The organism is Rathayibacter sp. VKM Ac-2927, from assembly GCF_022815525.1.
Taxonomy (GTDB): Bacteria; Actinomycetota; Actinomycetes; order Actinomycetales; family Microbacteriaceae; genus Rathayibacter; species Rathayibacter festucae.
In genome coordinates this window covers 256,167-281,269 of the sequence record NZ_JALGRT010000004.1, presented here as the reverse complement: position 1 = coordinate 281,269, position 25,103 = coordinate 256,167, and the positions used below count along the sequence as shown (strand labels likewise).

Sequence of the window (25,103 nt, the reverse complement as noted above, 5' to 3'; positions counted from 1 at the left end):
ATCGTCCGGGCGGCTAGTCGACGTACGCCCCCTCGACGCCGAGCGCTTCGATGTCCAGGCCGGTCCCGGACTCGATCGTGTCGCCCGAGGGGCCGTCGACGACGACCGTGTACACGTCCCAGGTCTTCGCCACCGTGCCGGAGATCGCGCCGTAGTTCTGGACGGTGTCGTGCACCGTCAGGACCCAGACCGGGCGGTCCGCGGCGATCTGCAGGTCGGAGCCCAGGCCCGGAGCGATCCTGTGCAGATCTCCGTAGGCCAGGGCGGCGGCGAAGACGGGGATCTTCTCGGCGCCGTCGTCGCTGCCCGCTCGCAGGGAGCCGACGAGCTCGGAGACGGGCACCAGGGGCTCGGTCGTGTCGTACGGCTGCAGAGCGGGGAAGTCCGCCACCCGCTCCGCGAGGGCCTCCTCCGGGGAGATCGTGGGCTCGCCGCCCGCGGCGTCGTGGTGGGCGATCTGCTCGGGGCGGCGTGCGGCGTCTTCGCCGGCTTTCATGGCGGAGACGCTCGTCGTCGTCGCCGCGACCACGCCTGCCGCGAGCACCACGCCGGCGATGCCCAGCGCGATCCGCGTGCTTCTCATCGGAAACCCCGTCTCGAGTCCGTCCCGGATGTCGTGAGCGTAGCGGTGGAGGAGCTCGCCTCCTAGGGGTCCGACAGGACGAGGAGGTTTCACGGCCCGTACGACGACAGCACGCGGGGGACCCTCTCGGCCGCTGCTGCTCCCTCGAAGACCTCGCCGTCAGCGGCGGGCTCGTACCGTCCGGCTTCGATCCGCTCCGCCCAGGCGGAGTACACGCGCTGCTCGTCGTCGCTGACCGGTCCGCCGATCAGCAGGTCCGTCTCTGGGTTGCTGCTCATGGCGGGGTCCTCCGTTCCTCGGTGGTCTCCGTGCCCGCTCGAGAGTCGAGCGACGCAGAGGTGTGACATGGAAGATCAAGACGTCCTGAGCGCGCAGATTAAAGTGCGCGAAGGCTTCGATCATCGCGGTTCCGTCGCGGCTGGGCCCGATGAACGGGGCCGCCGGAATCAGCCTTTGCGGCATCGCTTCCCCAGGAAACTGCAAAAGCCCCACATCACGCGGGGCTCTCACACGAGTAACGAGCAGATCCTGTCTGCCGTTGTTCCCGGCGAGATTAGCACCGGACGCCGCCGCCTGATCGAACCTCCCGTCACCGGCTGAGGTCTCCGCGATCAGCGCACGGGCCACGGATGGTCAATTTGCGCCACTCTGCGCTGTTTCGGTCGGCTTCGCCGGGCTCCCGCGCCGCTGACGCGCGAGGATCGGCCGCAGAGACGGTGAAGATGCCGACGCGCCAATGGCGCTTCGAGCGGCGTCCTGGCGCTTCGCGAGGGTGTCGTCGCGGAAGAGCCGCGCAGGAGCGGGACCGGAGGACGAAGTTTCACGGCCCGTACGACGACAGCACGCGGGCGACGTCGTAGAGCTCCCGCTGCAGCCGGCGCGCGAGCCGCGCGCCCTCGCGCAGCCACTCGGTGGTGTCGACGCTCCCGTCCCACCCGTCGAAGACGTCGTGGTGCGTGAGCCAGACCTCGATCGAGGCCCGCAGATCGGCCGCGAAGGCTTCCGACACTCCGATGTGGCTCGGCTCCCGGGGACCCTCGTCGTCCCACAGTGCGCCGTCGTGCCCGGGCCCCAGGAAGAAGCGGAGGTCGACGAGCTCACCCGCGTCGGCGCGGCGCGCGTGCTCGACGACCCGCTCGGGGCTGATCCCCTCCGGCACCGGCCACTCCACCTGGCTCACCGGATCCACGACCCACTCGCCGGTCGGCCACTCCGCGACGCTCTCCACGCCACCAGCATGACCGAGGTCGATCGCCACCCCGGGTGTGCAGAGCTGCATGACGCGCCACGGAACGCGCACGCCACCGTCGCAGCCCGGCTCGACTGCGAAGGTGATGCCTTCGACGTCGACCACGACGCCGCCTTTCACAGGGGGAAGCCCCTTCGCCGCCCGATGTCTCTTCACTGATTCATCCGATCCCGACCCACGTTCCTCTCGGCCGATCCGCGTCTGCATCGAGCGAGAGCGTCTCACGGGTCCGATCGGCGGGCCACCGACTCACGCACGGGGAGAACATGACATCGCTATCGAGACGACTGGTCGTCGCGGGGGCCGCCGGAGGCCTGTCGCTCCTGACGGTGGAGCACCTGTTCGGCCCGGCAGCAGCCGCTCGCGCCGCTTCCCCTCCGGAGAGCAACGGTGCTGTCGACCCGGCGAGACTGACCACGGTCGCCGGCAGTGCGGGGACCGTGCTGCTCGAACGATCGACTGCTGCGAAGTGGACGGCGATGGTCGCGGCGTGCAGGGCTGCGACGGGAGTCACGATGGTCGTCACCTCTCCGGACGGCGGCTACCGGGACCTCGTCCAGCAGCAGTACCGCTACGAGCACCCCGAGGGCCCGGTGTCCATCGCCCGCCCGGGCTCGTCGACGCACGGCTTCGGGACAGCGGTCGACATCTGGAACAGGCAGCACGACTGGCTCGTCCGTCATGCCCGCGAATTCGACTTCACACAGACCTTCTCGAGCGAACCCTGGCACTGGCAGTACACAGGCTCGACATCGACCATCGGCCCCGACACAGAGGATGACGAAATGAACATGATCGTGATTTACCAGGACGCCGGAAGCGGTCGCGGCCCGAGCTACGGGAGCACGGCGGTCATCACTCCCCGACGGGGCTTCGTGCAGACCAGCACAGGTCTCGGGAACCGCGACGAGCTCACCGCATGGACCTCCATCGCGGGCGCTCTCGGCATCACGATCATCGAGAAGCACGTCGACGCCAACGGCTTCACCATGGCCGGGCGGTTCTGACCGGGATTCCGACTCGCGCGACGAAGGGCTGCCACCTGCTCCAGAGGTGGCAGCCCTTCGTCGCGCCCGGGAGTATGCGCGGCGAACCGCCCGCTCTCCGCGCCGATGGCTCGTGCTCACTCCGCCGCTGTCAGCCCCCGCCCCGGAGCGCGTCGCATGATGGCGGGATGTTCATCCCGACCCGAGCCGCCGGTCTCGAGGCGCTCGACGACTTCGTCGCGCGCGCCGGCTCCGCCTACACGCGTGAGCGCAATCACGACCACGGACCGTCCCGGAGCAACGTCTCCGGGCTCTCTCCGTACGTCCGCCACCGGCTCGTCACCGAGCGGGAGGTCGTCGTCGCCGTCCTCGCCCGCCACACGCTCACCGCCGCGGAGAAGTTCGTCCAGGAGGTGTTCTGGCGCACCTACTGGAAGGGCTGGCTCGAGCAGAACCCCGAGGTGTGGCGCCGCTACCGCCGCGAGGTGAGCGACTTCGAGGGGCACCTCCCGACCGGCTACCGCGACGCGATCGAGGGCCGGAGCGGCATCGACGCGATGGACGCCTGGGTGCAGGAGCTCGTCGAGACCGGGTACCTGCACAATCACACGCGCATGTGGTTCGCCAGCATCTGGATCTTCACGCTCGGCCTGCCCTGGCAGCTCGGCGCCAACTTCTTCTACCGGCACCTGCTCGACGGCGACGCCGCCTCCAACACCCTCTCCTGGCGCTGGGTCGCCGGCCTGCAGACCCCGGGCAAGACGTACCTCGCGACCGCGTCCAACATCGCCAAGTACACGGAGGGCCGCTTCTCGCCGCAGGGCCTCGCCGGCTCGGCACCCGCGCTCAGCGAGGAGCACTTCCCGCCCCGGACGCCGATCGAGCCGGACGACGTCGTCGGCACCCTCGGCACCCGCCCCGGCCTGCTGCTGCACGAGGAGGACCTCGACGCGGCGAGCCTCCTCGCCGAGCAGCCCGGACTGCCGGAGCGGCTGATCGCGACCGCGGTCTTCGCCGACCCGGGGGAGCGCTCGCCCTTCGCGGTCTCCGAGGCGGTGCAGGACTTCACCGCCGCGGCGATCGCCGACGCCGCGGAGCGCACGCCGGACAAGGGCGGCCGGCCGGCGCGCGTGCTGGCCGATGCGCTGCCCTCGACGGTCGTCGACTGGGCCGCGTCCGAGCGGCTCGACACCGTCGTGGTCCCGTACGCGCCGGTCGGCCCCGTGCAGGAGCGGCTGGACGCGCTCCGCTCGGCCCTCGCCCAGGAGGGGATCGCGCTCGTCACCGTGCGCCGCCGCTGGGACGGCACGGCGTGGCCGTCGGCGTCGCGCGGGTTCTTCGCCTTCAAGAAGCGGATCCCGACGCTGGTGCGCGGGCTGGACGAGCCGGAGGACGCGGTCCGGCTGTTCTGAGCGGCGGGGACCTCGGAACGGCTGCTGCTGGACGTCGAGAGCGCAACCGACGAGCAGGTCGCGGACGCAGAGCGGACGGTCCCCGCGTCACGGGCGCGTGAAGTCTCGACACCGGACGTCCGCCCCGGGCCGGACGGCCGTGAGTCGCAGCGGGGACTCCGACGGCCCTGAGAGGGGGCGCGCCCAGCGCGTACCCTCGTGCCATGTCCGTTCCTCCTGCTCCGGCGACGATCATCGACGTGGCGCGGGTCGCAGGCGTGTCGCGGCAGACGGTCAGCCGTGCTCTCAACGACATGGCGGATGTCCGGGCGACGACGAAGGCGCGTGTGATCGCGGCGGCGCGGGAGCTGAACTACCGTCCGAACCGGGCGGCGCAGAGCATGGTCCGCGGGCGCCGCACGATCATCGGGCTCGTGCTCGAGGACCTGAGCAACCCGTACTTCGCGGAACTCGCCGCGGCGGTGAACCGGGTCGCGGCCGATCGGGACTGGGGCGTGCTGCTCTGCGACGTCGGCACGGACCGGGGGAAGGCGCGCGGGCAGCTCGCGACGATCGTCTCGGGCGTCGACGCGCTGGTGCTCACAGGCTGCCGCACGGACACCCTGTCGCTGCTGCCCGAGGACGTGCTGCGGGGCGGGCAGCGGCGACTGCCGCTGGTGATGATCGACGGGCCCGCCGACGAGCGCTTGAACGGGCGGGTCGTGCTCGAGGTCGAGCAGGGGGTCCGGGCGGCCGTCGATCGTCTCGTCGCGCAGGGCCGGCGCCGGATCGCGTTCCTCGGTTCGGAGGTGGGGACCGACGTCCGCCGCGACGTCTTCCGCGCAGGTCTCGAGGAGCACGACCTGTCCTGGCGGGACCTGCCGGCACTCGTCGCGGAGGAGAGCATGGAGGGCGGGATGCGCGGGGCCGGCGAGCTGCTGGAGCAGTGCCCGGAGCTCGACGCGGTCCTCGTCTACAACGACATCATGGCGCTGGGCGTGCTCAAGTCGCTGGCGAGGGCCGGGCGCCGCGTGCCCGAAGAGGTGGCGGTGATCGGCGTGGACGGCCTCGACATCGGCCGACTCGTCACGCCCGAGCTGACGACCCTGGCGATCGACAAGGCTCGGCTCGCGGAGGCGGCCGTCACGCTGCTCGAGCGGGCCTTCTCCGACGGCGGAACGGGGCCGGTGGGGGAGTCCGTCGTCGGGCTCACACTCCTCCTGCGCGACTCCGCCTGACCGCGACTGCACGGGTCGGCGCACCGATGCGCTCGCCCGGGCTCTCTTTCTCTACGGAAATCGGAACGTTCACGGTTCTGCGCCGACCTCTGCTAGCGTCTGGCCTGTGAACGTTCACGGCACCGCCCTCGCCCCCTCTCGCCACTCGACCGCCGCGTGGCGGAACGCCGTCATGGTGATGTTCGCCCTCGGGGGCGTCACGGTCTCCACCTGGGGTCCGCGACTCCCGAGCATCCGCGATTCCCTGGGGATCGGGGACGCCGTGATCGGCCTCGCCCTGGCAGGCGTGACCGTCGGCTCGATCGCCGGCCTGGGCGTCGCGGCGCTGCTGCTGTCGAAGCTCGGTGCCCGGCGCGCGATCCTCGGCGCCCTCCTGACGACCGCTGCCGGCGTGGCCGTCGTCGGTCTCGGAGCCGGAGTCGCCGGCTCCCTCGGCATCACGATCGTCGGGTTCGTCGCGGTCGGCCTGGGGGTCGGCTCGCTCGACGTGATGATCAACGTCGAGGGTGCGGCGGTCGAGGCCGCCGTGCAGAAGACGCTGATGCCGCTGCTGCACGCGGCCTGGTCGGCGGGCGCGATCCTCGGCTCCGTGATCGGCGCCGGCGCATCGGCGGCCGGGATCCGCTTCGAGTGGCAGTTCTGCGCCGAGGCGGTGCTGATCGCGATCGCCGGCCTGATCGCGGTCCGCTACCTTCCGGCGGCGCAGGCCGTCGAGGCGAGCGCCGCGGGAGCCCCGGCCTCGAGTGGCTGGCGTCAGCGGCTGCGGGTCCTGGCCGACTGGCGGCTTCTGCTCATCGGCGTGGTCATGTTCGGCGCCGAGCTGGGGGAGGGGACCGCGAACAGCTGGCTGTCGCTCTCGGCCCGGGACGGCCACGGACAGACGGAGACGGTCGCCGCGCTCTTCTTCACGGTCTTCGCCCTGGGTGAGACGATCGCTCGCGTCGTCGGCGGCCCGGTCGTCGACCGCATCGGCCGCGTCGCCACCATCCGGATCACGGCCGCCGTCGGGGTGCTGGGGCTCGTGCTGTTCATCCTCGGCGGGCCCACCTGGCTGATCCTCCTCGGGACGGTGCTCTGGGCGGTCGGCGTCTCGATGGGCTTCCCCCTGGGCATGTCCGCCGCCGCCGACAGCGGTCCGAACCCGGCCGCCCGCGTCAGCATCGTCGCCTCCGTCGGCTACCTCGCGAACCTCGCCGGCCCGCCCGTCATCGGCGGCCTCTCGGAGTCGTTCGGGCTCCTCAACGCCTTCTGGCTCGTCGCCGCACTGCTGGCCGCCGCGTTCCTCGCCGCCGGCGCCTACGGCCGGCGCGGCACCCCGATCCCGTCCGACTGAGCACCGAAGGGCCGATCGCCGATGCCTCGACCTCTCCACCCCACCACCGACTCCGCACGCCGGCTCGGAGCGCACCTGCGCCGAGCCCGGCTGGAGCGGGGGCTCCGCCAGGAGGACCTCGCGCGCGACGCAGGCGTCGGAACCGCGACTCTGCGCCGCATCGAGCGCGGCGACCAGGACAACCCCAGCGTCTTCGTCGTCCTCCGCCTGCTGAACCGGCTCGATCTTCCCGCCGCGACCCTGGACAGGATCATCGGCTAGCGGACGTCGATGTCCGATGCCGCGTGGCGCCTCGTCCCTCAGGACGCCCTCGACTCGCGGGGCCGGGAACCGACGTGTGGATGCATCCGAGCTCGCCGGTCGGCACGGTGTCAGTGCGGGAGCAGATCCTCGATCGCCCCGAGTTCGGTCGCCGAGAGGGGCGGTGCGTCGAGGGCCGCCACGTTCTGCTCCAGCTGCTGCACGCTCGAGGCGCCGATGATCGCTGAGGTGACAGCGGAGGAGCGCAGCACCCAGTTCAGCGCGAGCTGCGCGATGCTCTGGCCGCGCCCGTCCGCGATCTCCTTCAGGCCCTGGATCAGCCGCCGGTAGTCGCCCTGGAGGGCCCCGGGCTTGAGGAAGTGCCCGACCGCGGCGCGCGAGTCCGGCGGGATCTCGCCGGAGAGGTAGCGGTCGGTGAGCAGGCCCTGCTCCAGCGGGGAGAAGACGATGGCGCCGATGCCCTCCCGCTCCACGAGGTCGAGCAGGCCCGACTCCTCGGGGCGGCGGTCGAGCATCGAGTAGCGGGGCTGGTGGATCAGCAGCGGCACCCCGTGCGCGGCGAGCGCGTCGCGGGCGGCGATCGTCTGCTCGGGCGAGTAGTTGGAGACGCCCGCGTAGAGGGCCTTGCCCTGCTGGATCGCAGTCGCGAGCGCGCCCATGGTCTCCTCGATCGGGGTCTCGGAGTCGGGGCGGTGCGAGTAGAAGACGTCGACGTACTCGACGCCGAGCCGGCCGAGGCTCTGGTCGAGCGAGGAGAGCAGGTACTTGCGCGAGCCGTGATCGCCGTAGGGGCCGGGCCACATGTCGTAGCCGGCCTTCGTGGAGAGGACCAGCTCGTCGCGGTACGGGCGCAGGTCCTCCGCGAGGATCCGGCCGAACGCCGTCTCGGCGGAGCCGTAGGGCGGGCCGTAGTTGTTGGCGAGGTCGAAGTGGGTGATCCCGAGGTCGAAGGCTCGGCGGACGATCGCGCGCTGGGTCTCGATCGGCTTCGTCTCGCCGAAGTTGTGCCACAGGCCCAGCGAGAGGGCGGGCAGCTTCAGGCCGCTGCGGCCGGTGCGGTGGTAGGTCATCCGGTCGTAGCGGGTGTCGGCGGGGTGGTGGGTCATGGCGTGTCTCCAGAGAGCGGTGATGTGGTCGGCGTCGTGTCGTCAGGCCGGAAATGCTGGGGGCGGCGGGTCTCGATACGCCCCTGCGGGGCTACTCGACCAGCATGTGGGGCCTGCGGGGCTGGTCGGCCGGCAGGGGAAGCCTGCGGGGCTGCTCGGTCGGCAGGGGGAGCCTGCGGGGCTGCTCGGCCGGCAGGAAGGGCCGGCGGGCGGCGTGGGCGGAGGCGGCCAGTGCGTGCGGTCCACCCGCGACTTTGGTGAAGACACGAGCTCCGGGATCCACCCCGAGGAAGCGCTGCAGGGTGTCGGGATCGAGCAGGCTCGGGACGGTGTCGTCGGTGCGGACGGGGGCGTGGCTGTCGCTGAACGCGGGGCCGAGTGGCGTGGCCGTGTCGCTGACTCCCGAGACGCCGAGCATCGCCAGGGTGCCGACGTCGCCCGCGGCGCGCGCGTGCTCGAGCGGGCCGTCGAGGCGGCGGGTCTCGAGGTAGGAGCGGCCCCAGTTGATCGCGGTGCCGAAGCCGTGGCGGGAGGCGAGGTCGAGTTCGGTCGGAAGGTCGAGGAAGCCCTTCGCCGGGCCGGGCCCCTCGAAGGAGTCGCAGTGCTCGATCACGAACCGCACGCCGTGCGCGTCCCAGCCGGCGATCTCGGCGAGACTCCGCGAGAACGCCGCTCGGGCGGCGTCCGCCGTCGCACGCGTCACCCGCGGCGCCGAGTGGAGCAGCACCGCGTCGACGACCGCGCGACGCTCGCTCTCGTTCACCGATACTGCGGCAGCGACGGCCCGCCGCACGAGGGCGACCGCGGCCGCCCGGCGCTCCTCGACCGGATCCGCCAGCCCGACCCCGCGCTCGAGCACCGCCGGCAGCAGGGTGAGCACGTGCGTCCCCCCGCGGCGCAGCAGCCGCAGCAGCTCCGCCTCGTCGGGCACGAAGGCGCTGCCGAACGGGATCTCGAACCCCGCGCATCCGGTGACGAGTGCGATCCGCTCGTGGAAGGCATCGAAGGCCGCCGCGTCGCGACGCGCGTGCTCCGGCAGCGACGGGTACGCCCCGACGAGCATCTAGCGGGCGCCGTCGACCCGCGCCGCCCCGGGCAGGCGCAGGTCGCGGATGTAGGCGGCGAGCTCGAGCAGCGGTGCGCCCTCGTGCGCGCCGATGCCCTCGGGCTTCCAGCGGCTGATCGGTTCGATCGCCAGACGCGAGCTGTGCCGGAGGTAGTACTTCGCCGAGGTCGGGTAGCGGGAGTTGATCGTGTGCTCGGCGACCGTCAGCAGGCGCTGCACGGCGACGGCCGTCTCGGCGGGCTCGTCGTCGTAGTGCTCGCAGAGCCAGGCCACGTGCTCCGGGTAGATGTTCGCGGCGTAGCCGCTGAGGCCCGCGGCACCCGCGCGGAGCGAGTCCGTGAGGGAGGAGATCTGCGCGTTGTAGAGCTTCAGCCGGGTGCCCGCGATCGCGGCGAGGCGCTCCTGCATGGTCTCGAGCGAGTGCGAGGTGTCCTTGTAGAAGACGAAGCGGCCGGTCCCGGCCATCCAGGCGACGTTCTCGGTCGAGGGCAGGCGCTTGAACGGCACCGGGCACTCGTAGATCCCGAAGTCGACCCCCGGCACGGTGTCGAGGATGTGCTGCACCGTCGCGCGCCACTCCTCCTCGGTGGTGGTGAGCCCGCCGACCAGCGAGGAGATCAGCACGACCGCGTCGACCCCGGTCGCGGCCATCGCGGCGGCGGACGCGGCCTGCTCCTCCGCGGTGCCCGAGGAGACGGAGGAGGCGACCACCGGGACGCGACCGGCGGAGCGGGCGACGACCCGCGTCGCGAGGGCGAGGCGCTCCTCCTCGGTGAGGTCGTACATCTCACTGGAGAGCGCGACGGTGAAGATGCCGGCGGCGCCGTTGTCGATCAGCCAGTCCGTGAGGGCGTCGACCTGCTCGAAGTCGAGCGAGCGGTCCTCGCGGAACGGGGTGAGCATGACGGGCCAGCCGCCGTCGGGGAGGGTGCTGCCGGTCGCGGTCGGAGCGGTGGCGGTCTCGGTGGTGGTCATGTCGATCCTTCGGTGTGAGAGAGGTGGTCGGCGCGGAGAAGCGGTCGGACAGGGCGGTCGGCGGAACCGGGCGGTCAGGGCGGTCGGCGGAACCGGGCGGTCAGCCCTTGAGCGATCCGCTGACGAGGTCGAGGCGCCAGTAGCGCTGCAGGAAGAGGAAGAGCGCGATCAGCGGGATGGTCGAGACGAGGCAGCCCATGATCACGACGTTGTAGGTGTTGGGCTGGTCGTTGCCCTGGTTCATCAGCGAGTAGAAGCCGACCGTCAACGGGAACATGTCGGTGCGCGAGAGCATGATGAAGGGGAGCAGGAAGTTGTTCCAGATGCCGACGAAGTGCAGCAGGAACACGGTGATCAGCCCGGGCACCATCGGGTACACGGCGATCCGCGAGAAGATCCGCCACTCGCTCGCCCCGTCGATCCGGCCGGCCTCGAGCATCTCGGTGGGCACGACCGCGGTGGCGTAGATGCGGCAGAGGTAGATGCTGAACGGGCTGATCATGCACGGCAGCAGCACCGACCAGTAGGTGCCGGCGATCCCCACGGAGGAGAGCAGCAGGTACTGCGGGATCGCGAGGATCACCCCGGGGATGAGCACTCCGATCAGCAGGAAGTTGAAGACGAGCTTCTTCCCGCGGAAGGAGTACTTCGCGAGGCCGTAGCCGGCGAGAGCGGAGACCGCGGTGCCGAGCAGTCCGCCGCCGCCGGCGAAGATCAGGCTGTTCAGGCACCAGGACCAGAACGCGCCGTTGCCGACCCCGAGCAGCAGGGCGAAGTTCTCCTGGAACCCGCCGGTGAAGCTCGGCCAGAGCGAGAAGGTGGTGAACAGCTCGCCCGAGCGCTTCGTCGCGGCCGTGAAGAGCCAGAAGACGGGCAGGAGGCAGTAGACGGCCCCGACGAGCAGGACAGCGGTCGGCCAGAACGCCGCCCGCGGCCGGGTGACCGTGGGGCCGCGGCGGCGGGAGCGGACCGACTGCGCGGCCCGGCGCGGATCCTCGAGGACGGGCGGGAGCTTGGTGAGGGTGTCGGTCATGATCAGTCTTCTCCGAAGGCGCGCGACTGCAGGAACCGCAGCAGGCCGAGCGAGGCGATGAGGGTGAGGAGGGTGACCACGACCGAGGTCGCCGACGCCGAGAACAGGTCGTTGGTCACGAAGGCGTCGCGGTAGATCAGCATCATCGGCACCCAGTCCGAGCCGATCACCGTGGTGAGCGTCACGAGCGTGTTCGGCTCCGAGAAGACCTGCAGTGCGCCGATGACGGAGAAGAGCCCGGTCATGATCACTCCCGGCACGATCAGCGGCAGCTTGATGCGCAGCGCGAGCTGGCGCTCGGAGCAGCCGTCGATGCGGGCGGCGTCGTAGATCTCGGACGGCAGACCGCGCAGCGAGGTGTAGAGGATCACCATGTTGAAGCCGACCGAGCCCCAGATCGCGATGTTCGCGACCGAGAGGAACACCGAGTCCGGTCCGAGGAAGACCGGAGCGGGCAGCCCCAGAGCGGTCGCCGCGTCGACGAAGGGGCTGACGCCCGGGAGGTAGAGGAACCCCCACATCAGCGCGGCGATCACGCCCGGCACCGCGTAGGGCACGAAGATCGCGATCCGCGAGAACCGGCCGAAGCGGGTGGAGAGGTTGTCGAGCAGGAGCGCGAACACCAGCGCGAGGATCATCGTGACCGGCACCGAGAGCAGCGCGTAGGTCAGCATCCGGCCGAAGCCGGCCCAGAGCGCGGGGTCGGACAGGGTCCGCGCGTAGTTGTCGAAGCCGACGAACGTCTCCTTCTTCACGCCCAGCCCGCTGCCGCTGACGGTATTGCCGCGGAAGCTGAGCCAGACCGTGTAGAGCAGCGGGAGGGCGAGGAGTGCGACGGCGAGCAGGACCGCGGGGGCGACGAAGAACCAGGGCGCCGCGCGCGGGGCGAGGGTCGAGGGGCGCCCGGTCCGGGGCGCGGCGATGGCCGTCACGGGAGCCTCACTGCCCGGCGACGTCGTAGCCGGACTTCTCGAGGTCCGCGACGGTCGCCTCCTGCACGCTCGCGAGAGCCTCCGCGAAGCTGCCCTTCTCGTTGACGGCGGCGCTGAAGGCGTTGTTGAAGGCGTCGTAGGCGACCGAGACGTTCGGCCCCCAGGTCACCGAGGCCGTGATCTGGTCGATCTCGTCGGCGGTGGCGTAGAAGTCGGTCTGCTCGGGCAGCAGCGCCGGGGCCTGCTGCAGCTCGGGCAGCTCGCGGCCGGAGAGCGCGGCGGGCCAGATGCTGGCGTACTCGATGTACGCCTCGAGGGCCTCGGTCGAGGTGTTCAGCCAGAGCGCGAACTCGCGCGCCTGCTCCGGGTGGTCGGAGCCGGTGGTCACGATCGTGCCGCTGCCGCCGAGGACTCCGGAGCTCGGGTCGGACGGAGTCCACTGCGGGATCGGCACCGCGGCCCACTTGCCGATCGTGTCGGGAGCGTTGTTCTGCAGCAGCGGGGGAGTCCAGACCGCGCCGAGCCAGCTGGCCAGCGTGCCGTCGGCGAGCGCGGCCTGCCACTCGGGGGTGAAGGTCTTGAAGGTCGCGAGGCTGCCGTCGTCGACCAGGCCCTGCCAGTAGTCGGCGACCTTCTGCGAGGCGGGGTCGTCGATCGCGACCGTCCAGGTGCCGTCCTCCTGGCTCCACCACTCGGCGCCGGCCTGCTGGCTGAGCCCGGCGAACAGCTGCGCGTCGTTCGCGGGGAAGGTGGCGAGGTACTTCGTCGGGTCCGCGGCGTGCAGGGCGCGGGCGGCGTCGGCGTACTCGTCCCAGGTGGTCGGGACGGCCAGGCCGTTGGCCTCGAAGATGTCGGTGCGGTAGTAGAGGAACATCGGCGCGGTGCCCTGCGGGACGGCGTAGTTCACGTCGTCGAACGTCGTCAGCTCCCAGGCGGGGCCGGCCGTCTCCGCCTCCCGGTCGCCCATGATCGCGGTGACGTCGGAGGCGATCTCGCTCGTGATCAGGTTCGGCAGGTTCTCGTAGGTGGTGTTCGAGAGGTCCGGCAGGGTGCCGGCCTGCTTCGCCGCGCTGAGCTTCGCGACGATCTCCGCGCCACCGGTCGAGGTGTTGACCTCCACCTGGATGTCGGGGTTCGCCTGGTTCCAGACGTCGACGATCTTCTCGATGTTGGGGGCCCACGACCAGTACTCGAGGGTGACGGGGCCGTCGGCGTCGCCGGTCGCGGCCGGGCTGGTCGCGCCGGTGCACCCCGCGAGGAGGGCGGCGGCGGCGAGGGCGGTCACGGCCGCGAGCGGCCTGTGGAACTTCGTCGTTCTCATCGGTGTCTTCATCCCTGCGTGAATCCTCTGCTGCTCTGCAGAAGGCGCGTCGCGTCGTGGATCCGGGTTTCGTTACCGGTAACGAACTGTGCGACAGGATCACCGTAGAGCGCCGTCTTCGTCACCGCAAGGGTGATTCGTTACCGGTCACGATTCGGGGATCGAAGAGTCCGCGGTCGTGGTTCCGCGGGCTCGCGGATTCCTCAGGCGGGAGGGGCGGTCGACGCGCGCACGACGAGCTCCGGCGCCGGGTAGTCGACGGCGCCCGCCCGGTCGGACTCCTCGACCAGGGCGATCAGCGCCAGCGCGGAGGCGCGGCCCATCGCCGTGAAGTCCTGGCGGACGGTCGTCAGCGGTGGGTGGAAGAACTCCGCCTCGGCGATGTCGTCGAAGCCGACGACGCTGACGTCCTCGGGGATCCGCCGGCCGTTGTCGTGCAGCCAGAGCAGCAGCCCGAGCGCCATCCGGTCGTTCGCGGCGACGACCGCCGTGACGCCGGCCTCCGCGAAGAGCTGCGGAGCCGCCGCGTAGCCGGAGCGGGAGGACCAGTCGCCGTGCACGAGCGGACGGGTGGGCAGCGCCGCCTCGGCCATGCACTGCTGGTAGGTGCGCGCGCGGTCCTGCGCGGAGATCCAGCGCTCGGGGCCGGCGAGGTGCGCGATGCACTGGTGGCCGAGTTCCAGCAGGTGCGAGACGGCGAGCCGCGTGCCGACCACCGACGAGCCGTCCGTCCGCTCGCCGCCGCGATCGATGTGGATCGGGATCGGGAGATCGAGCGTGCGCAGCGCCGCATCGACCTCGTCGGTGGGCGCCGTGGCGAGGATGCCCTCCAGGTCCCGGCTGCCGAGCGCGTCCAAAGCGTCGGCGAGCTCGACGTCGTCCGAGGTGTCGAGGCTGATGATGTCGAGCGAGTAGCCGGCCCGGCGGGCGGCGTCGCTCGCCCCCTGCATCGTCTTGCCCGGACCGGTCCCGGACAGCTCGTGCACCAGTGCCCCGAGGCGGTGCGTGCGCCGGGTGGCGAGCGAGCGAGCGGTGGCGTTGGTCCGGTAGTTCAGCGTCCGCAGCGCCTCCTCGACCCGGACCCGGTTCGCCGGACGGATGCCGCCGGTCCCCGTCAGGAACCGCGACACCGTCTGATGCGAGACCCCCGCCGCCCGGGCGACGTCGTAGATGGTCGCCGCGCGCTGCTGCCTGTCGGCCATGCTCGTCCCCCGCCGCCTGATCCCGTGTTAGCGGTAACGATAGGGCAGTGGCCGCCCGGAGGCGGGGAGGAGCCGGGGCGGGGTCGAGCCGAGAGCCGCTGAAGCAGGGCTCCTCGTGCGTCCGTCGCGGTCCCTGCTGAAAGCGAGTGTGCAGACCAGCCCCACGGACGACGGTGGGTCTCCTCTGCTGGAGACGCCCGCACACCTGCTGGTCGAGCAGTCCCGCAGGGGCGTATCGAGACCCGCCCACCCCAGCGACTTCGGTCGCGCTCAGGACCCGCTGAGCGCCTCCTCCTCCGCCGCCACGTCCTTCTGCACCGCGAACTGCGTGCGGTGCAGCTCCTCGTAGCGGCCGGCCGCGGCGAGCAGCTCTTCGTGCGTGCCGCGCTCGACGATCGTGCCGTCCTCGATCACGAGGATCAGGTCGGCGCTGCGGATGGTGGAGAGGCGGTGGGCGATCACCATCGCGGTCCGGCCCTCGAGCGCCTCGCTGAGCGCCGCCTGCACCGCGGCCTCCGAGGTGGAGTCGAGCGCCGCCGTCGCCTCGTCGAGGATGACGACGCGGGGCTGGGCGAGCAGGAGCCGCGCGATGGTCAGCCGCTGGCGCTCGCCGCCGGACAGTCGGTAGCCGCGCTCGCCGACCAGGGTGTCCAGCTGGTCGGGTAGCGAGCGGATGAGCGGCTCGAGTCGCGCGCGGCGGAGGGCGTCCCACACCTCGTCGTCGGTCGACTCCGGCCGGGCGAGGCGCAGGTTGGACAGGATCGTCTCGTGGAAGAGGTGGCCGTCCTGGGTCACCATGCCCAGGGTGTGCCGCATCGAGGCGAAGGTGACGTCGCGGACGTCGGTGCCGGCCAGACGCACCGCGCCGCTGTCGACGTCGTAGAGGCGCGAGAGCAGCTGCGCGATCGTCGACTTGCCGGCCCCGGACGTGCCGACGAGCGCGACGGTCTGCCCCGGCTCGATCCGGAAGGAGAGGCCGTGCAGCACCTCCTCGCCGCCGCGGGTGTCGAGGACGGCGACCTCCTCGAGGGAGGCGAGGGACACCTTGTCCGCGGACGGGTAGGCGAAGCGGACGTCGTCGAACTCGACGGACACCGGACCCTCGGGGACCGTGCCCGCGTCGGGCTTCTCCTGGATGAGCGGCTGGAGGTCGAGGACCTCGAAGACGCGCTCGAAGCTGACGACCGCGCTCATGATCTCGACGCGCGCGTTCGCGAGGCTGGTCAGCGGCGCGTAGAGGCGGGTGAGCAGGAGGGCCAGGGTGACCACCGCGCCGGTGTCGAGCTGCCCGCCGAGCGCGAGGACGCCGCCGAGCCCGTAGACGAGCGCGAGGGCGAGCGCGGAGACGAGCGTCAGCGCGGTGACGAAGACGAGCTGCAGCATCGCCGTCCGGACCCCGATGTCGCGGACGCGGGCGGCGCGGACGCGGAACTCCTCGGCCTCCTCGTCGGGCCGGCCGAACAGCTTGACCAGGGTGGCGCCGGGCGCCGAGAAGCGCTCGGTCATCTGCGTGCTCATCGCGGAGTTGTGGTCGGCGGCCTCCCGGCGGAGGGCGGCGAGGCGGCTGCCCATCCGGCGCGCGGGGATGAGGAAGATCGGCAGCATGATCACCGCGAGGACCGTGACCAGCCAGGACGTGCTGAGCATGACGATCAGGGTGAGGACCAGCGCCACGACGTTCGTGACCACGCCGGAGAGCGTGCCGCTGAAGGCCTGCTGCGCGCCGATCACGTCGTTGTTGAGCCGGCTGACGAGGGCGCCGGTGCGGGTGCGGGTGAAGAACGCGATCGGCATCTTCTGCACATGGTTGAACACGGCGGTGCGGAGGTCGAGGATGACACCCTCGCCGATCCGCGCCGAGTACCAGCGCGTGACGAGCGAGACGCCGGCGTCGGCCACGGCCACGACGGCGATGATCACGGCGAGCTGCACGATCGTGCCCACGGCACCGCGGGCGACGATCGTGTCGACCACCCGTCCGGCGAGCACCGGCGTCGCGACGGCGAGGAACGCCCCGACGACGCTGAGGCCGATGAAGAGGAGGAGGCGGGCGCGGTAGGGGACAGCGAAGGTCATGATGCGGCGCACGGACTCGCGGGAGATGCCGTGCTTGCCGCTCTGGGCGGAGGAGATCCGGTAGAGAGAGCTCCAGGCGACGCCTTCCATGCTCATGATGTGGGGTCCTTCTAGTGGGGGTGGGGCGAGGGGCGGATTCCGTGGGGTTCGCGCGACTGATGCAGTGTGCGCCTCGATCGAGCGACGCCCCGTCTCGGGATCAGGGATTCGCGGCAAACTGGCCAGATGAGTGCGGATCGGCTGGGCAGCGGAATGGTCGCGGAGCAGCTCGGTGGGCGGCCGTACCGGAAGCGGTCGCACCTGCGGTGGATCGTTCCGCTGGTGTCAGCACCCGTGGCGTTCGTCGGCTTCGGCTGGTCTCAGTATCTCGTATCGCTCTCGGCCGCCGAGGGGGACCTGCAGTCCTTGCTTCTGCAGCTCGCCCTGCTGGCTGCTGCGTTCCTCGTGCCGGTCGCCGCTGTGATCGTGGCGATCGTCCAGGCCGTCATCGTCCACGGGCGCGCGCGGCGGGCGAAGGGGCGCTTCACCGCGACGGAGCGGGCGACGATCGAGCAGCGTGAAGCGTCGGACCGCGGGCGGCGCGCGGCCGTCGATCTGCGCGCGCTGCTGCTGGCGCGGCAGCTGCCCGCAGAGATCCGAGTGTGGGACGTCGTCCCCGGACCGGGCGAGGTCTTCTTCCTGGACACCCGGGCCGACTACTTCCGGTACTACGGCCGGGACGTCTCCTACACCCGCACGTCGGGCTTCTACGTGGGGCGACCGGCTTTCGTCGCCGCGGGCCTCTTCGCCAACGCCGTCAGCAACACGGTCAACGCCTCGGTCGCGCATGCTCAGGCGCAGGCCCAGTGGCGGGATCGTCAGCAGGTCCGTCTGCTCGTGTCGAATCAGCGGCTCGTCTGCCAGGTGAGCGGTGGCCGCTGGCTCAGCTTCCACTACAGCGCCATGACTGCGGTCTATCCGGAGGTCGACTCCTGGACTCTTGTCACCCAGTTCGATTCGGCCGAGTCGCTGATGCTCCGCGGCGTCGATGTGCCGGCCGCGGCGGTGCTCACGGTGAGGATGACCCATGGCGAGGATGCGCTGGTTCAGCATCCGGAGTTGATGTCGCTCGAGGGCGACGACTGAGTTCTGCTCCGGCAGAGGGTCTGGACCACTTCGGACAATCTCAGCGGAGTGAGCTCGGCCGGTGTGACTGGAGGCCGACGGACGTGTGGTCCCCGCCTCGTGTTCACTGGCTGGTGACAGTAGGCCGCCCGGTGCGTCGAGCTCGACGCGTCACTACCGCCTGCCACGCCTCGAAATTTACCCCGCACTAGCAGCGCCGGCAGAGCTTCAGTTTGGCCGACTCGGCGGGGCTTTAATCAATTCCTGCTGGAAAAAGCTGAATCAGTAACAAACAGCGCTCAGCTCCCTGCTCGAGGGCGCGCTCGATGATTCCGCGACGGGTTGTGCGGCTTCCCGGGAGAACCGACGTTGGTTCGGCACACCGCACCGACAGGGGAGGCGCACTTGGGGCAGGCGTGGGAGAGGTCTTCCAGGGCCATGAGGTCGCGCTCCATGCCGGCGTAGAAGTCGTCGGTCGGGACATCTGAGGCGTCCAGGATGGCCTGTTCGACGAGCGAGCGGTTGCGTTTGAGGAGCTTGTAGAACCGCTTCGGATCGATCCGGGCCGTAATCGATTCCGGGAGCTGCTGACGTAGGTGGCGTTGGAGGACGGGAAAAGGTCGCGGGCCGCCGAGGTCACCGTTCAGCAGCGTCGCGCCCTTCGCGCGGGCACGCGCGATGTGCAGCATCTCGAGGTAATGCAGCTCCAGTGGTGTTCGGGCGGTGGCGAGGATGGTCTTCTGTAAGCCGGCGGTTCCTCGCTCTGCGGTGGCCTGCTGAAAGTTGAATCCGCTGCCGAAGTAGGTGCGCATGGTCTCGGGATCCAGGCGCGTGCTCTGTCCGATGTACGCCCAGTTCTCGTCTGGGCAGTCGGTGCGGAACACGTATCCGATGGTGTCGGCTGTTACTCGAGCCCTCATGTGCGTCCCCCTGTCGACGGTCTTGCGGTTCGGGCCCGGTCTTAGACCGGTGGGCGGGAGATCGGAGTGACGGTGGCGAGGCGCGCAGGGGTGGCGGGCGGTTCGATGGAGCGCCACACCAGTTCGCTGTCGGGGTCGTCGAGGAACCAGGCGTAGGTGTCGTTGGCGAGGTCCTTCAGCCGGCGGCGGGCGGCCGGGCTGTGCCTGGACTCGAACGCGGTGAGGAAGAGGCACTGCTCAGTCGGGATGCCCTGCTGGGCGGCCCAGTCCAGGAGCAGCTGCTTGCGGGATTCGTCGATGGGACCATCTGTGGCGACCGCTTCGATGATCCAGAACTGGAGGGGTTCGGCTTCCGTGTCGACGAGGAGCGCGTCGGGGAGGAGCGTTCCCGTGTCGATGTCGATGCCGATGGTCCGGAGCGAGCGTTCGTCCGCGACGTAGATCTTGTCGCCGGGCTCGGAGATGGTGAGCACGAGGGGTGCTCGGAGCTTGTTGGTCGCCCACCCCTCCACGACGCCCTTGAGGATGAGGGAGGCGAGGCCCGCTTCGAGTTGGCGGGTGTCGCCGGTGGGGAGCGTGACGTAGACGGCGTCGATGGTGCTCGAGCGGCGTCGAGCGCCCATTGCCCGCAGACGCCCAGTGGCGTCGAGGTGGGTGGCGACCCAGACATCGATCTGTGTCTCGAGGGCATCGCCTTCGAGTTCCGGGTCAAAGAGGTCGGCGAAGGCTTTCTCCAGCTGAGCCCGAGCGTGTACGCGTCCAGAACGTCGAGAGCGGCGCTGTCCGCAGGAAGCGGGCCGGGAGCGCGGGCGTCGAGGGCGACTTCGAGGTCAGCCCATTCCGCTCCGAGGCCGGCCCGAGCGACGCGTTCCCGCCACCATGGTCGATGGCCGGACAGAGCAGCCTCGGTCTGGTACGCGACCACCGATGAGACCGGCTGGATCGCCGCGGAATCAGTGGCCCAGCTCATGACAGCAGGCTACCGGTCGATCACGCACGACCCGCCGCTCACCGCAGCAGAGGCGGAGCGCTCTCCCTGCCTAGCGCCCATGGGCGAAGTCTGGCTGGCCGCGCTGATTGTCTGGACCTTAGATTTCATCGCTTCCGGGGAAGGCCCTTTCGAAGGTTAATCCGACCAGCTTTTGCAAGAAGCTCATCTATCGAAGTGTCGTAAAGGCGTTGAAGGGCAAGCTGAAGGAGGGCAGCTCCGTCTTCGACGTCGCGAACGGTTAGTCCGCTTTCGTGAGTTCCAGTATTACCAATCCACTTGACTGCCATCAATGTATCCGCCAGATGAGCGTGTTTGGCAGGGAGCATTTTAATCCTTGCGTGCGCATCAAGGCGTCTTCGAGTTCTCTTCTTCCCGCCCTTTTTCGAGGTGAGCTCGAACCGTTTGACTCGCAAGGATGTCAACAATTCTTCAACCGCTCGACGTAACTGACTTGCCGCAGCGTCGGGGCTCGACCATAGCAACTGAGACGCTAGCGCGACGGCTTCCACTACCGGGATAGGGGTTTTTGCTGGAGTAAGTAATAGTCTCGGCGCGGGATTGATATACCGGACTGCATAATCGTCGTAAAGCACAGTTCCGAGACTTTCTGAATAACCCCAGACGTAGCGCCAATCCCCGCTCATGGCTGCAACACGTTGACAACTCGCATTGTCGCACTTAAGAGTGCCAGTAAAGACGCCGGTAAGTTCGTCGGGTGCCGCCTGCTCGTGTCGGACTCGCTCTTCGAGTTCCGCCGATTCCTGGTCGAGCAGCTCTTGCGAGGAGTTAAACGCCATCGATCCGACGGCGCAGTCGGGACAGCTTACTCGTGGCCACTCCTGTTGAGTGACCCAGCCGGCAAGCGAGTTCAGTGGTTGCGCCATTGTGAAACGTTAGCGCGCGCCGCACCACCGCAGTAGTGAAGAAATCTCGATTAAGACGTTTGTATCAGGAGTGAGCGTGCTCTCGCGCTGGCCCCAGCGCCCACGGGGTCATCATGACCTTCATGCGTGGGATCAGCGCCAGCGCTCGAGAGCCCGCCGGTCGTTACAACTGTGGCGCTGCGTTACTCCTCGTCGTAAGTGTCCTCGATCTGGTTCTCGTCCGACGCGTCGTCCAACTGTTCGCTATTGAGGTCTACGACCCCACGCTCTCCAGAGATAAATTCTTGTAAAGACTGTGCTCGGGTTCGCCGGTTTCCCAGATCGCTCGCTGCCCTCTGTACTGCCCTCGAGTAGTCCAACACCGGCTTGATCACGGTAGCCGATTGGCTTGGGTCAAGTCGGAGCACCACTCCGACCTGAGTGGCAAAATCCACTAAATGGGTTGCCAGAGCGTCTCGCTCGTCGCTGGCAAGCGGGAACTTATCTGCTTGAGATATCAGGTACAGAAAGAGCGTATAGAAATCAGATTTTTTTGACCACCTTGTTCGACTGATTTCGGGCAAGAGGCGGTCGATCTCTCCAAGAGTAGAACGGAAGATCGACTCCGTACGCTGTCTTTCCTCGTATTCAGTCTCGTAGACGGCGTACCAGCGTTCGAGGCTAATTTTCTTGTTCTGAGGGCCGTGCATTATACCGATCGCGAGCTCGCTGATGAACTCAACATCGAGCATGCGGCGTACTTCGTTCGCGGTGAACACCCCGGAGTTACGCCAGAATCCTTCAGTAGCGAGTTCTTCCATGGACTTGATGAACTCGCCCCAGTAAGTTGCGTGCCTTAGTTCCTGCCGACTCAGGGCGACGACATTGCGGTTGAGTCGTTGAAAGATCGCTCGAATTTGCTCGTCAAGCATGTCGGGTAGCATGCGCACGACGAAGTTGTAGGAAAAGATGGAGGTCTTTTCCTCAGGGCTGAGGTCCTCGAAGCTGCTGTCGTTCCAGCTCGAATCTAGCCCGCTAAGTGCGTATTCGCCGGCGATGAAATCCAGGAGAGCAGTTAGGCGCTGCTGACCGTCTACGACAACGTGCGTCTCGGAACCGGTCTCATCTGCGACTACTTGCATATAGAGCTCTGGCACTGGGAAGCCATGCAAGATCGTGTCGATCAAATAGCTTTTCTGTCCTTCTAGCCACACGGGATTGCGTTGATACGGGGGCCGAAGTTCGAGTTGGCCGTTATCCGACAGTCGCTTGAATGTCGCGGCGGTGACTGTAGAAAGACGGAGATAGTCCTGGGTCACTTATGCACCTTCTGCTATACGTGTTCGAGCGTTCTCTACTCCGCGCCGTTGGTATGACCTTAGCGCGAACAGGTCCCGGTACAAGCGGACTTTCACCTTGCGGCCGTTCGCTGGAGCCGCCAAGGTCATTCCCTCGAGCACGGGAACCCAGAGCTTGCCGAATGGCAGGTGCTCGACGAACGTGTCTGTAGCTATGACGCCGTCAAAAACGTGACCGGACCGATGAGAGTTTACTGCCCTCCTCGTAGCGGGCGGAAGTTTGTGGATCTGCACGCCCAGGTCACGCAAGAACCGCCAAGCTTCGTCGAAGTGCTGATCCGAGACAACCGCCACGTCTAAGTCGCTGCGCTCGTGGAAATCGCGGAAGTTTTTGTTCGGGTTGAGGCTATACCCCGTGCAAGCACTTCCGACGAGGATGACTCCATACGGGTCCACTCCAAGCCCCGCGGCAAGTTCCTTCTTCCATGCGATGTACGCGGAGCGGTCGTCGAAGACGGCGGGTACTCGATCGATGAGTCGGTGGGACACGTAGTCTTCGGGCGTCAGCTCTAGAAGCTCCGCAGCCAAAGACGATCGGTTCAACACACCTTGATCATGCCTTGGTTTCAGGGTGCCATGTAGCGCACGGGCGCGTTTCTTCTGGGGATCGCTGTGGCTGCGGCGCCGGTCGGCTTCCCCGTCAAATTCCTCGCCGCTGGCGAAGATTGCGTCCTCGGCCAGCAGCGACACCAGGGGCTCTGGGCAGCTGTCGAGGAGGATCCGTCCGGCTGACGGCATGGCGGCATCGTCAAACGCGGTGTCGATGCGGTAGCAGGTGTAGACGTCGCTCGGACCTGCGCCGTCATCGGTGGGGGAGCGAGGACCTGAGGCGATGAAGACCGAGGCATACGCCGAGGTGGGCGTGGACGAGACGTCGTAGAGGACGATGCCGCCAGCATCGAGGTCGAGCTCGGCCGCCGTAGACGCTTCCCCATCCCATCGCGTGCCGCTGAGAGCCGTTAGGTAGGGCTCGGGCTCGTTGACAAGCGGTTGGAAGAGCTCGAATGACAGGGGTCCTCGAAGGCGGCGATCTGGCGCCAGAGCGCTCCGTCGATGTCGCTGTCAAAGCCGCGATAGTCGGTCGGCCCGCAGCCGGCGACAAGGAGCGCGACCGCGCTGACCGTCACCGCGGACAGGATCGTGCGAGCTCGTATCATGCGCGCCACTCTAGGTGTGACACCGCAACCCCCGTTTTCTACCCGTTCGTCAACTTGATGAGCCCTGCGACAATCGCAGGAGCCCCGAATACCGCTGCGAATAATGAGCAGATTGCAGCCAGATCCTCGAAGAACGCCGGATTCAAAGGCTTGAGCTTCGAGGCGCGCGACATTGTCGTCAACGCCTCCTTGATGAACAGCAGTCCCGCAGCGATCACCGCTAGAACCACAGCACCCCCATCGACAAAATTTGCAACCATGACGAACAGGATGACGAGGCCAGCCAGCGCAACGATAATCAGGATGCTTTGAAGACGCGCGTCCTTCCATGCGGCAAAGAGAGCAGCTTTGACTCGCTGGTGCCAGGAGACCGGCCCAACCGCCCCAGCCTGCGTACTAATTCCGCCAGTCGTGTCCTCCCAAGTTCCGCTGGTCGTCGTACCTGTTGCGTCCGTCGCTGTCCATGTGCCGCTGGTCACTGGTGAAGTCATGAAGCGAAAGTACCCGAGACGCCACGTCTTGTGATCTCGGAGTTCCTCGGGCGCCATCGGCTCGTTCCGTACGGGGATCCTTCAGCGCGGTACTCTGCTGTGCCAATAAACAATAGCTTTCTGAGACGGTTTGTCAACGGTCTTTCTGAGGTCGACCTCGGTGGGAACGGCGGGGGTCTCGCCGTCTCAACAACTTGTCTTGCGGTGTTTCGTCTCAGGCGGGTGCCAGGAGGGGCTTTCCGAGTCAGACTGGGTTCGTGCGGCTTCTCGGATATACACGTGTGAGTACGTCGAGTCAGGACGCGCAGTTGCAGCTCGACGCGCTCGTCGCGGCCGGCGTGCAGAAGCGCGACGTGTTCGCGGACGTGACGTCCGGCAGCAAGACCGCGATCGAGCGACGCGGGATGAAGATGCTGCTCGAGTACGCCGAAGAGGGGGACACCGTCGTCGTCTGGCGAGTCGACCGTCTCGGCCGGTCACTGATCGACGTCCTGAACACGGTGAATCTGCTGCGCGAGCGCGGCGTGCAGGTCCGGTCGATCTCGGACGGTATCGACCCGCCGACGTCGACGGGTCGGCTGATGCTGCACATGCTTGCCACGCTCGCGGAGTACGAGCGGGAGCTCATCGTCGAACGAGTCAACGCCGGCATCGCCGCCGCACGTGCCAGCGGAACGCGCTTCGGCCGGCCCCTGTCGGATCCGGCGGTAGTTGCGGACAAGCTCGCGATTGCCGGGGACGCGCGAGCGCGTGGGCGCACTGCTGAGGATGCTGCTCGTCTCGTTGGGTGGAGTCGTGCGTCGCTGTATCGCCATCAGGCGGAAGCCGCCCGCCGCGCAGCCGCGGGAGAGCAGGCAGCGTCCTAGTAGGGGATCGCGTAGCGGCCGCCCTCCGCGCAGACTGGGCCGCTGAAGTCGGTAGAACTACTCAATGCGCGCCCGCGCAACGACGCCCAGATGGAGGCACTCTTCAGCTCGGGGTGGCCGGCGTTCATCTCCGCGGCTCGCCTCGCGGAGGAGCACCTGCCGCAGGTGCGCGAGCGGTTCACCCGGTTTGAGCTCGTGGTCCTCGATGAGGATGTGCCGGTCGCTGCGGGCTGGGCTGTGCCAATCCGGTGGGACGGCACCCGCGAGGGTCTGCCCGCCGGGTACGGCGACTCCCTCTGCCGCGCGCTCAAGGAGGAGGGCGAGGCGACGACCCTCGTCGTCTGCGCCACGCAGGTGCATCCCGACCGCACCGGAGCCGGCCTCGCCGGGACGCTGCTCGGCGCGTTCCGCGACCTCAGCATCACGAGCGGCTACGAGCACGTGATCGTGCCGTTGCGCCCGACGACGAAGCCGCGCTACCCACTGACCCCGATCGACGTCTACGCGGCGTGGACCCGGGAGGACGGGCTGCCACTGGACCCATGGCTGCGCATCCACGTCCGGATGGGTGCAAGCGTCCTCGATGTCGCCCCGCGGTCGC

General features: G+C 68.6%; 25 protein-coding genes. 8 read left to right on the top strand and 17 right to left on the bottom strand.

Features of this window, described 5'->3' with window-relative positions; genetic code table 11:
• Positions 1-13: 13 nt before the first annotated feature.
• Both MT353_RS14040 and MT353_RS14035 read right to left on the bottom strand, forming a co-directional pair.
• On the bottom strand, positions 14-583 hold the full coding sequence (locus MT353_RS14040; RefSeq protein ID WP_243624881.1) for a hypothetical protein: 570 nt from the start codon (positions 581-583) through the stop codon (positions 14-16).
• A gap of 89 nt (positions 584-672) precedes the next feature.
• A complete protein-coding gene (locus tag MT353_RS14035; RefSeq protein ID WP_243615774.1) occupies positions 673-861 on the bottom strand; it encodes a hypothetical protein in 189 nt (62 codons plus the stop codon).
• A gap of 67 nt (positions 862-928) precedes the next feature.
• On the opposite strand from MT353_RS14035, the gene MT353_RS14030 reads away from it, so the two are divergent.
• Positions 929-1,183: a hypothetical protein gene (locus tag MT353_RS14030; RefSeq protein WP_243615773.1), complete on the top strand. Its 255-nt coding sequence runs from the start codon at positions 929-931 to the stop codon at positions 1,181-1,183.
• A gap of 220 nt (positions 1,184-1,403) precedes the next feature.
• Here the strand turns inward: MT353_RS14030 and MT353_RS14025 are convergent, their stop codons facing one another.
• Complete coding sequence (locus tag MT353_RS14025) at positions 1,404-1,937, bottom strand: hypothetical protein (RefSeq protein WP_243624880.1); 534 nt, start codon at positions 1,935-1,937, stop codon at positions 1,404-1,406.
• Positions 1,938-2,098: 161 nt separating this feature from the next.
• Here MT353_RS14025 and MT353_RS14020 point away from each other — a divergent pair, with 161 nt between their 5' ends.
• From MT353_RS14020 to MT353_RS14000, 5 genes are all read left to right on the top strand, one after another.
• Complete coding sequence (locus tag MT353_RS14020; RefSeq protein WP_279400757.1) at positions 2,099-2,839, top strand: M15 family metallopeptidase; 741 nt, start codon at positions 2,099-2,101, stop codon at positions 2,837-2,839.
• Between the two features lie 167 nt (positions 2,840-3,006).
• On the top strand, positions 3,007-4,230 hold the full coding sequence (locus MT353_RS14015; protein ID WP_243624879.1) for an FAD-binding domain-containing protein: 1,224 nt from the start codon (positions 3,007-3,009) through the stop codon (positions 4,228-4,230).
• A 203-nt stretch (positions 4,231-4,433) separates the two neighbouring features.
• The gene (locus MT353_RS14010; protein ID WP_243624878.1) at positions 4,434-5,447 is read left to right on the top strand and encodes a LacI family DNA-binding transcriptional regulator; all 1,014 of its coding nucleotides are present in this window, start codon (positions 4,434-4,436) and stop codon (positions 5,445-5,447) included.
• A 106-nt stretch (positions 5,448-5,553) separates the two neighbouring features.
• Positions 5,554-6,780 (top strand): MFS transporter, encoded by a 1,227-nt coding sequence (locus MT353_RS14005; RefSeq protein ID WP_243624877.1) that lies wholly within the window; start codon positions 5,554-5,556, stop codon positions 6,778-6,780.
• A gap of 21 nt (positions 6,781-6,801) precedes the next feature.
• On the top strand, positions 6,802-7,041 hold the full coding sequence (locus MT353_RS14000) for a helix-turn-helix domain-containing protein (protein WP_123736065.1): 240 nt from the start codon (positions 6,802-6,804) through the stop codon (positions 7,039-7,041).
• A gap of 110 nt (positions 7,042-7,151) precedes the next feature.
• On the opposite strand, the gene MT353_RS13995 is transcribed toward MT353_RS14000, so the two are convergent.
• From MT353_RS13995 to MT353_RS13960, 8 genes are all read right to left on the bottom strand, one after another.
• Positions 7,152-8,147: an aldo/keto reductase gene (locus MT353_RS13995; RefSeq protein ID WP_243624876.1), complete on the bottom strand. Its 996-nt coding sequence runs from the start codon at positions 8,145-8,147 to the stop codon at positions 7,152-7,154.
• 91 nt (positions 8,148-8,238) lie between these two features.
• Positions 8,239-9,210, bottom strand: coding sequence for a DUF4862 family protein (locus tag MT353_RS13990; protein ID WP_243624875.1), 972 nt, complete (start codon positions 9,208-9,210; stop codon positions 8,239-8,241).
• A complete protein-coding gene (locus tag MT353_RS13985; RefSeq protein ID WP_243624874.1) occupies positions 9,211-10,188 on the bottom strand; it encodes a dihydrodipicolinate synthase family protein in 978 nt (325 codons plus the stop codon). It abuts the gene before it with no gap.
• A 100-nt stretch (positions 10,189-10,288) separates the two neighbouring features.
• On the bottom strand, positions 10,289-11,221 hold the full coding sequence (locus MT353_RS13980) for a carbohydrate ABC transporter permease (RefSeq protein WP_159986384.1): 933 nt from the start codon (positions 11,219-11,221) through the stop codon (positions 10,289-10,291).
• Positions 11,222-11,223: 2 nt separating this feature from the next.
• Positions 11,224-12,153, bottom strand: a complete 930-nt coding sequence (locus tag MT353_RS13975) for a carbohydrate ABC transporter permease (RefSeq protein WP_243624873.1) — start codon at positions 12,151-12,153, stop codon at positions 11,224-11,226.
• A gap of 7 nt (positions 12,154-12,160) precedes the next feature.
• The gene (locus MT353_RS13970; protein ID WP_243624872.1) at positions 12,161-13,474 is read right to left on the bottom strand and encodes an ABC transporter substrate-binding protein; all 1,314 of its coding nucleotides are present in this window, start codon (positions 13,472-13,474) and stop codon (positions 12,161-12,163) included.
• Positions 13,475-13,677: 203 nt separating this feature from the next.
• Entirely contained in the window at positions 13,678-14,676 is a 999-nt protein-coding gene (locus MT353_RS13965) for a LacI family DNA-binding transcriptional regulator (RefSeq protein ID WP_243624871.1), read from the bottom strand.
• 270 nt (positions 14,677-14,946) lie between these two features.
• Positions 14,947-16,848: an ABC transporter ATP-binding protein gene (locus MT353_RS13960; protein ID WP_243624870.1), complete on the bottom strand. Its 1,902-nt coding sequence runs from the start codon at positions 16,846-16,848 to the stop codon at positions 14,947-14,949.
• 129 nt (positions 16,849-16,977) lie between these two features.
• On the opposite strand from MT353_RS13960, the gene MT353_RS13955 reads away from it, so the two are divergent.
• A complete protein-coding gene (locus MT353_RS13955) occupies positions 16,978-17,877 on the top strand; it encodes a hypothetical protein (RefSeq protein WP_243624869.1) in 900 nt (299 codons plus the stop codon).
• Between the two features lie 278 nt (positions 17,878-18,155).
• Here the strand turns inward: MT353_RS13955 and MT353_RS13950 are convergent, their stop codons facing one another.
• The 6 genes from MT353_RS13950 to MT353_RS13925 all read right to left on the bottom strand — a co-directional run bounded on the left by MT353_RS13950 (position 18,156) and on the right by MT353_RS13925 (position 23,624).
• Positions 18,156-18,740, bottom strand: coding sequence for a hypothetical protein (locus MT353_RS13950; RefSeq protein WP_243624868.1), 585 nt, complete (start codon positions 18,738-18,740; stop codon positions 18,156-18,158).
• Positions 18,741-18,817: 77 nt separating this feature from the next.
• Positions 18,818-19,399: a BsuBI/PstI family type II restriction endonuclease gene (locus MT353_RS13945; protein ID WP_243624867.1), complete on the bottom strand. Its 582-nt coding sequence runs from the start codon at positions 19,397-19,399 to the stop codon at positions 18,818-18,820.
• 472 nt (positions 19,400-19,871) lie between these two features.
• A complete protein-coding gene (locus MT353_RS13940; protein WP_243624866.1) occupies positions 19,872-20,564 on the bottom strand; it encodes a DUF4145 domain-containing protein in 693 nt (230 codons plus the stop codon).
• A gap of 269 nt (positions 20,565-20,833) precedes the next feature.
• Positions 20,834-21,949, bottom strand: coding sequence for a DUF262 domain-containing protein (locus tag MT353_RS13935; RefSeq protein ID WP_243624865.1), 1,116 nt, complete (start codon positions 21,947-21,949; stop codon positions 20,834-20,836).
• Positions 21,950-22,726, bottom strand: coding sequence for a hypothetical protein (locus MT353_RS13930; RefSeq protein ID WP_243624864.1), 777 nt, complete (start codon positions 22,724-22,726; stop codon positions 21,950-21,952). It lies immediately after the preceding gene.
• Positions 22,727-23,183: 457 nt separating this feature from the next.
• Positions 23,184-23,624, bottom strand: a complete 441-nt coding sequence (locus MT353_RS13925; RefSeq protein WP_243624863.1) for a hypothetical protein — start codon at positions 23,622-23,624, stop codon at positions 23,184-23,186.
• Positions 23,625-23,893: 269 nt separating this feature from the next.
• Between MT353_RS13925 and MT353_RS13920 the strand changes: the two genes are divergently transcribed.
• A complete protein-coding gene (locus MT353_RS13920) occupies positions 23,894-24,502 on the top strand; it encodes a recombinase family protein (protein WP_243624862.1) in 609 nt (202 codons plus the stop codon).
• Positions 24,503-25,103 lie beyond the last annotated feature (601 nt).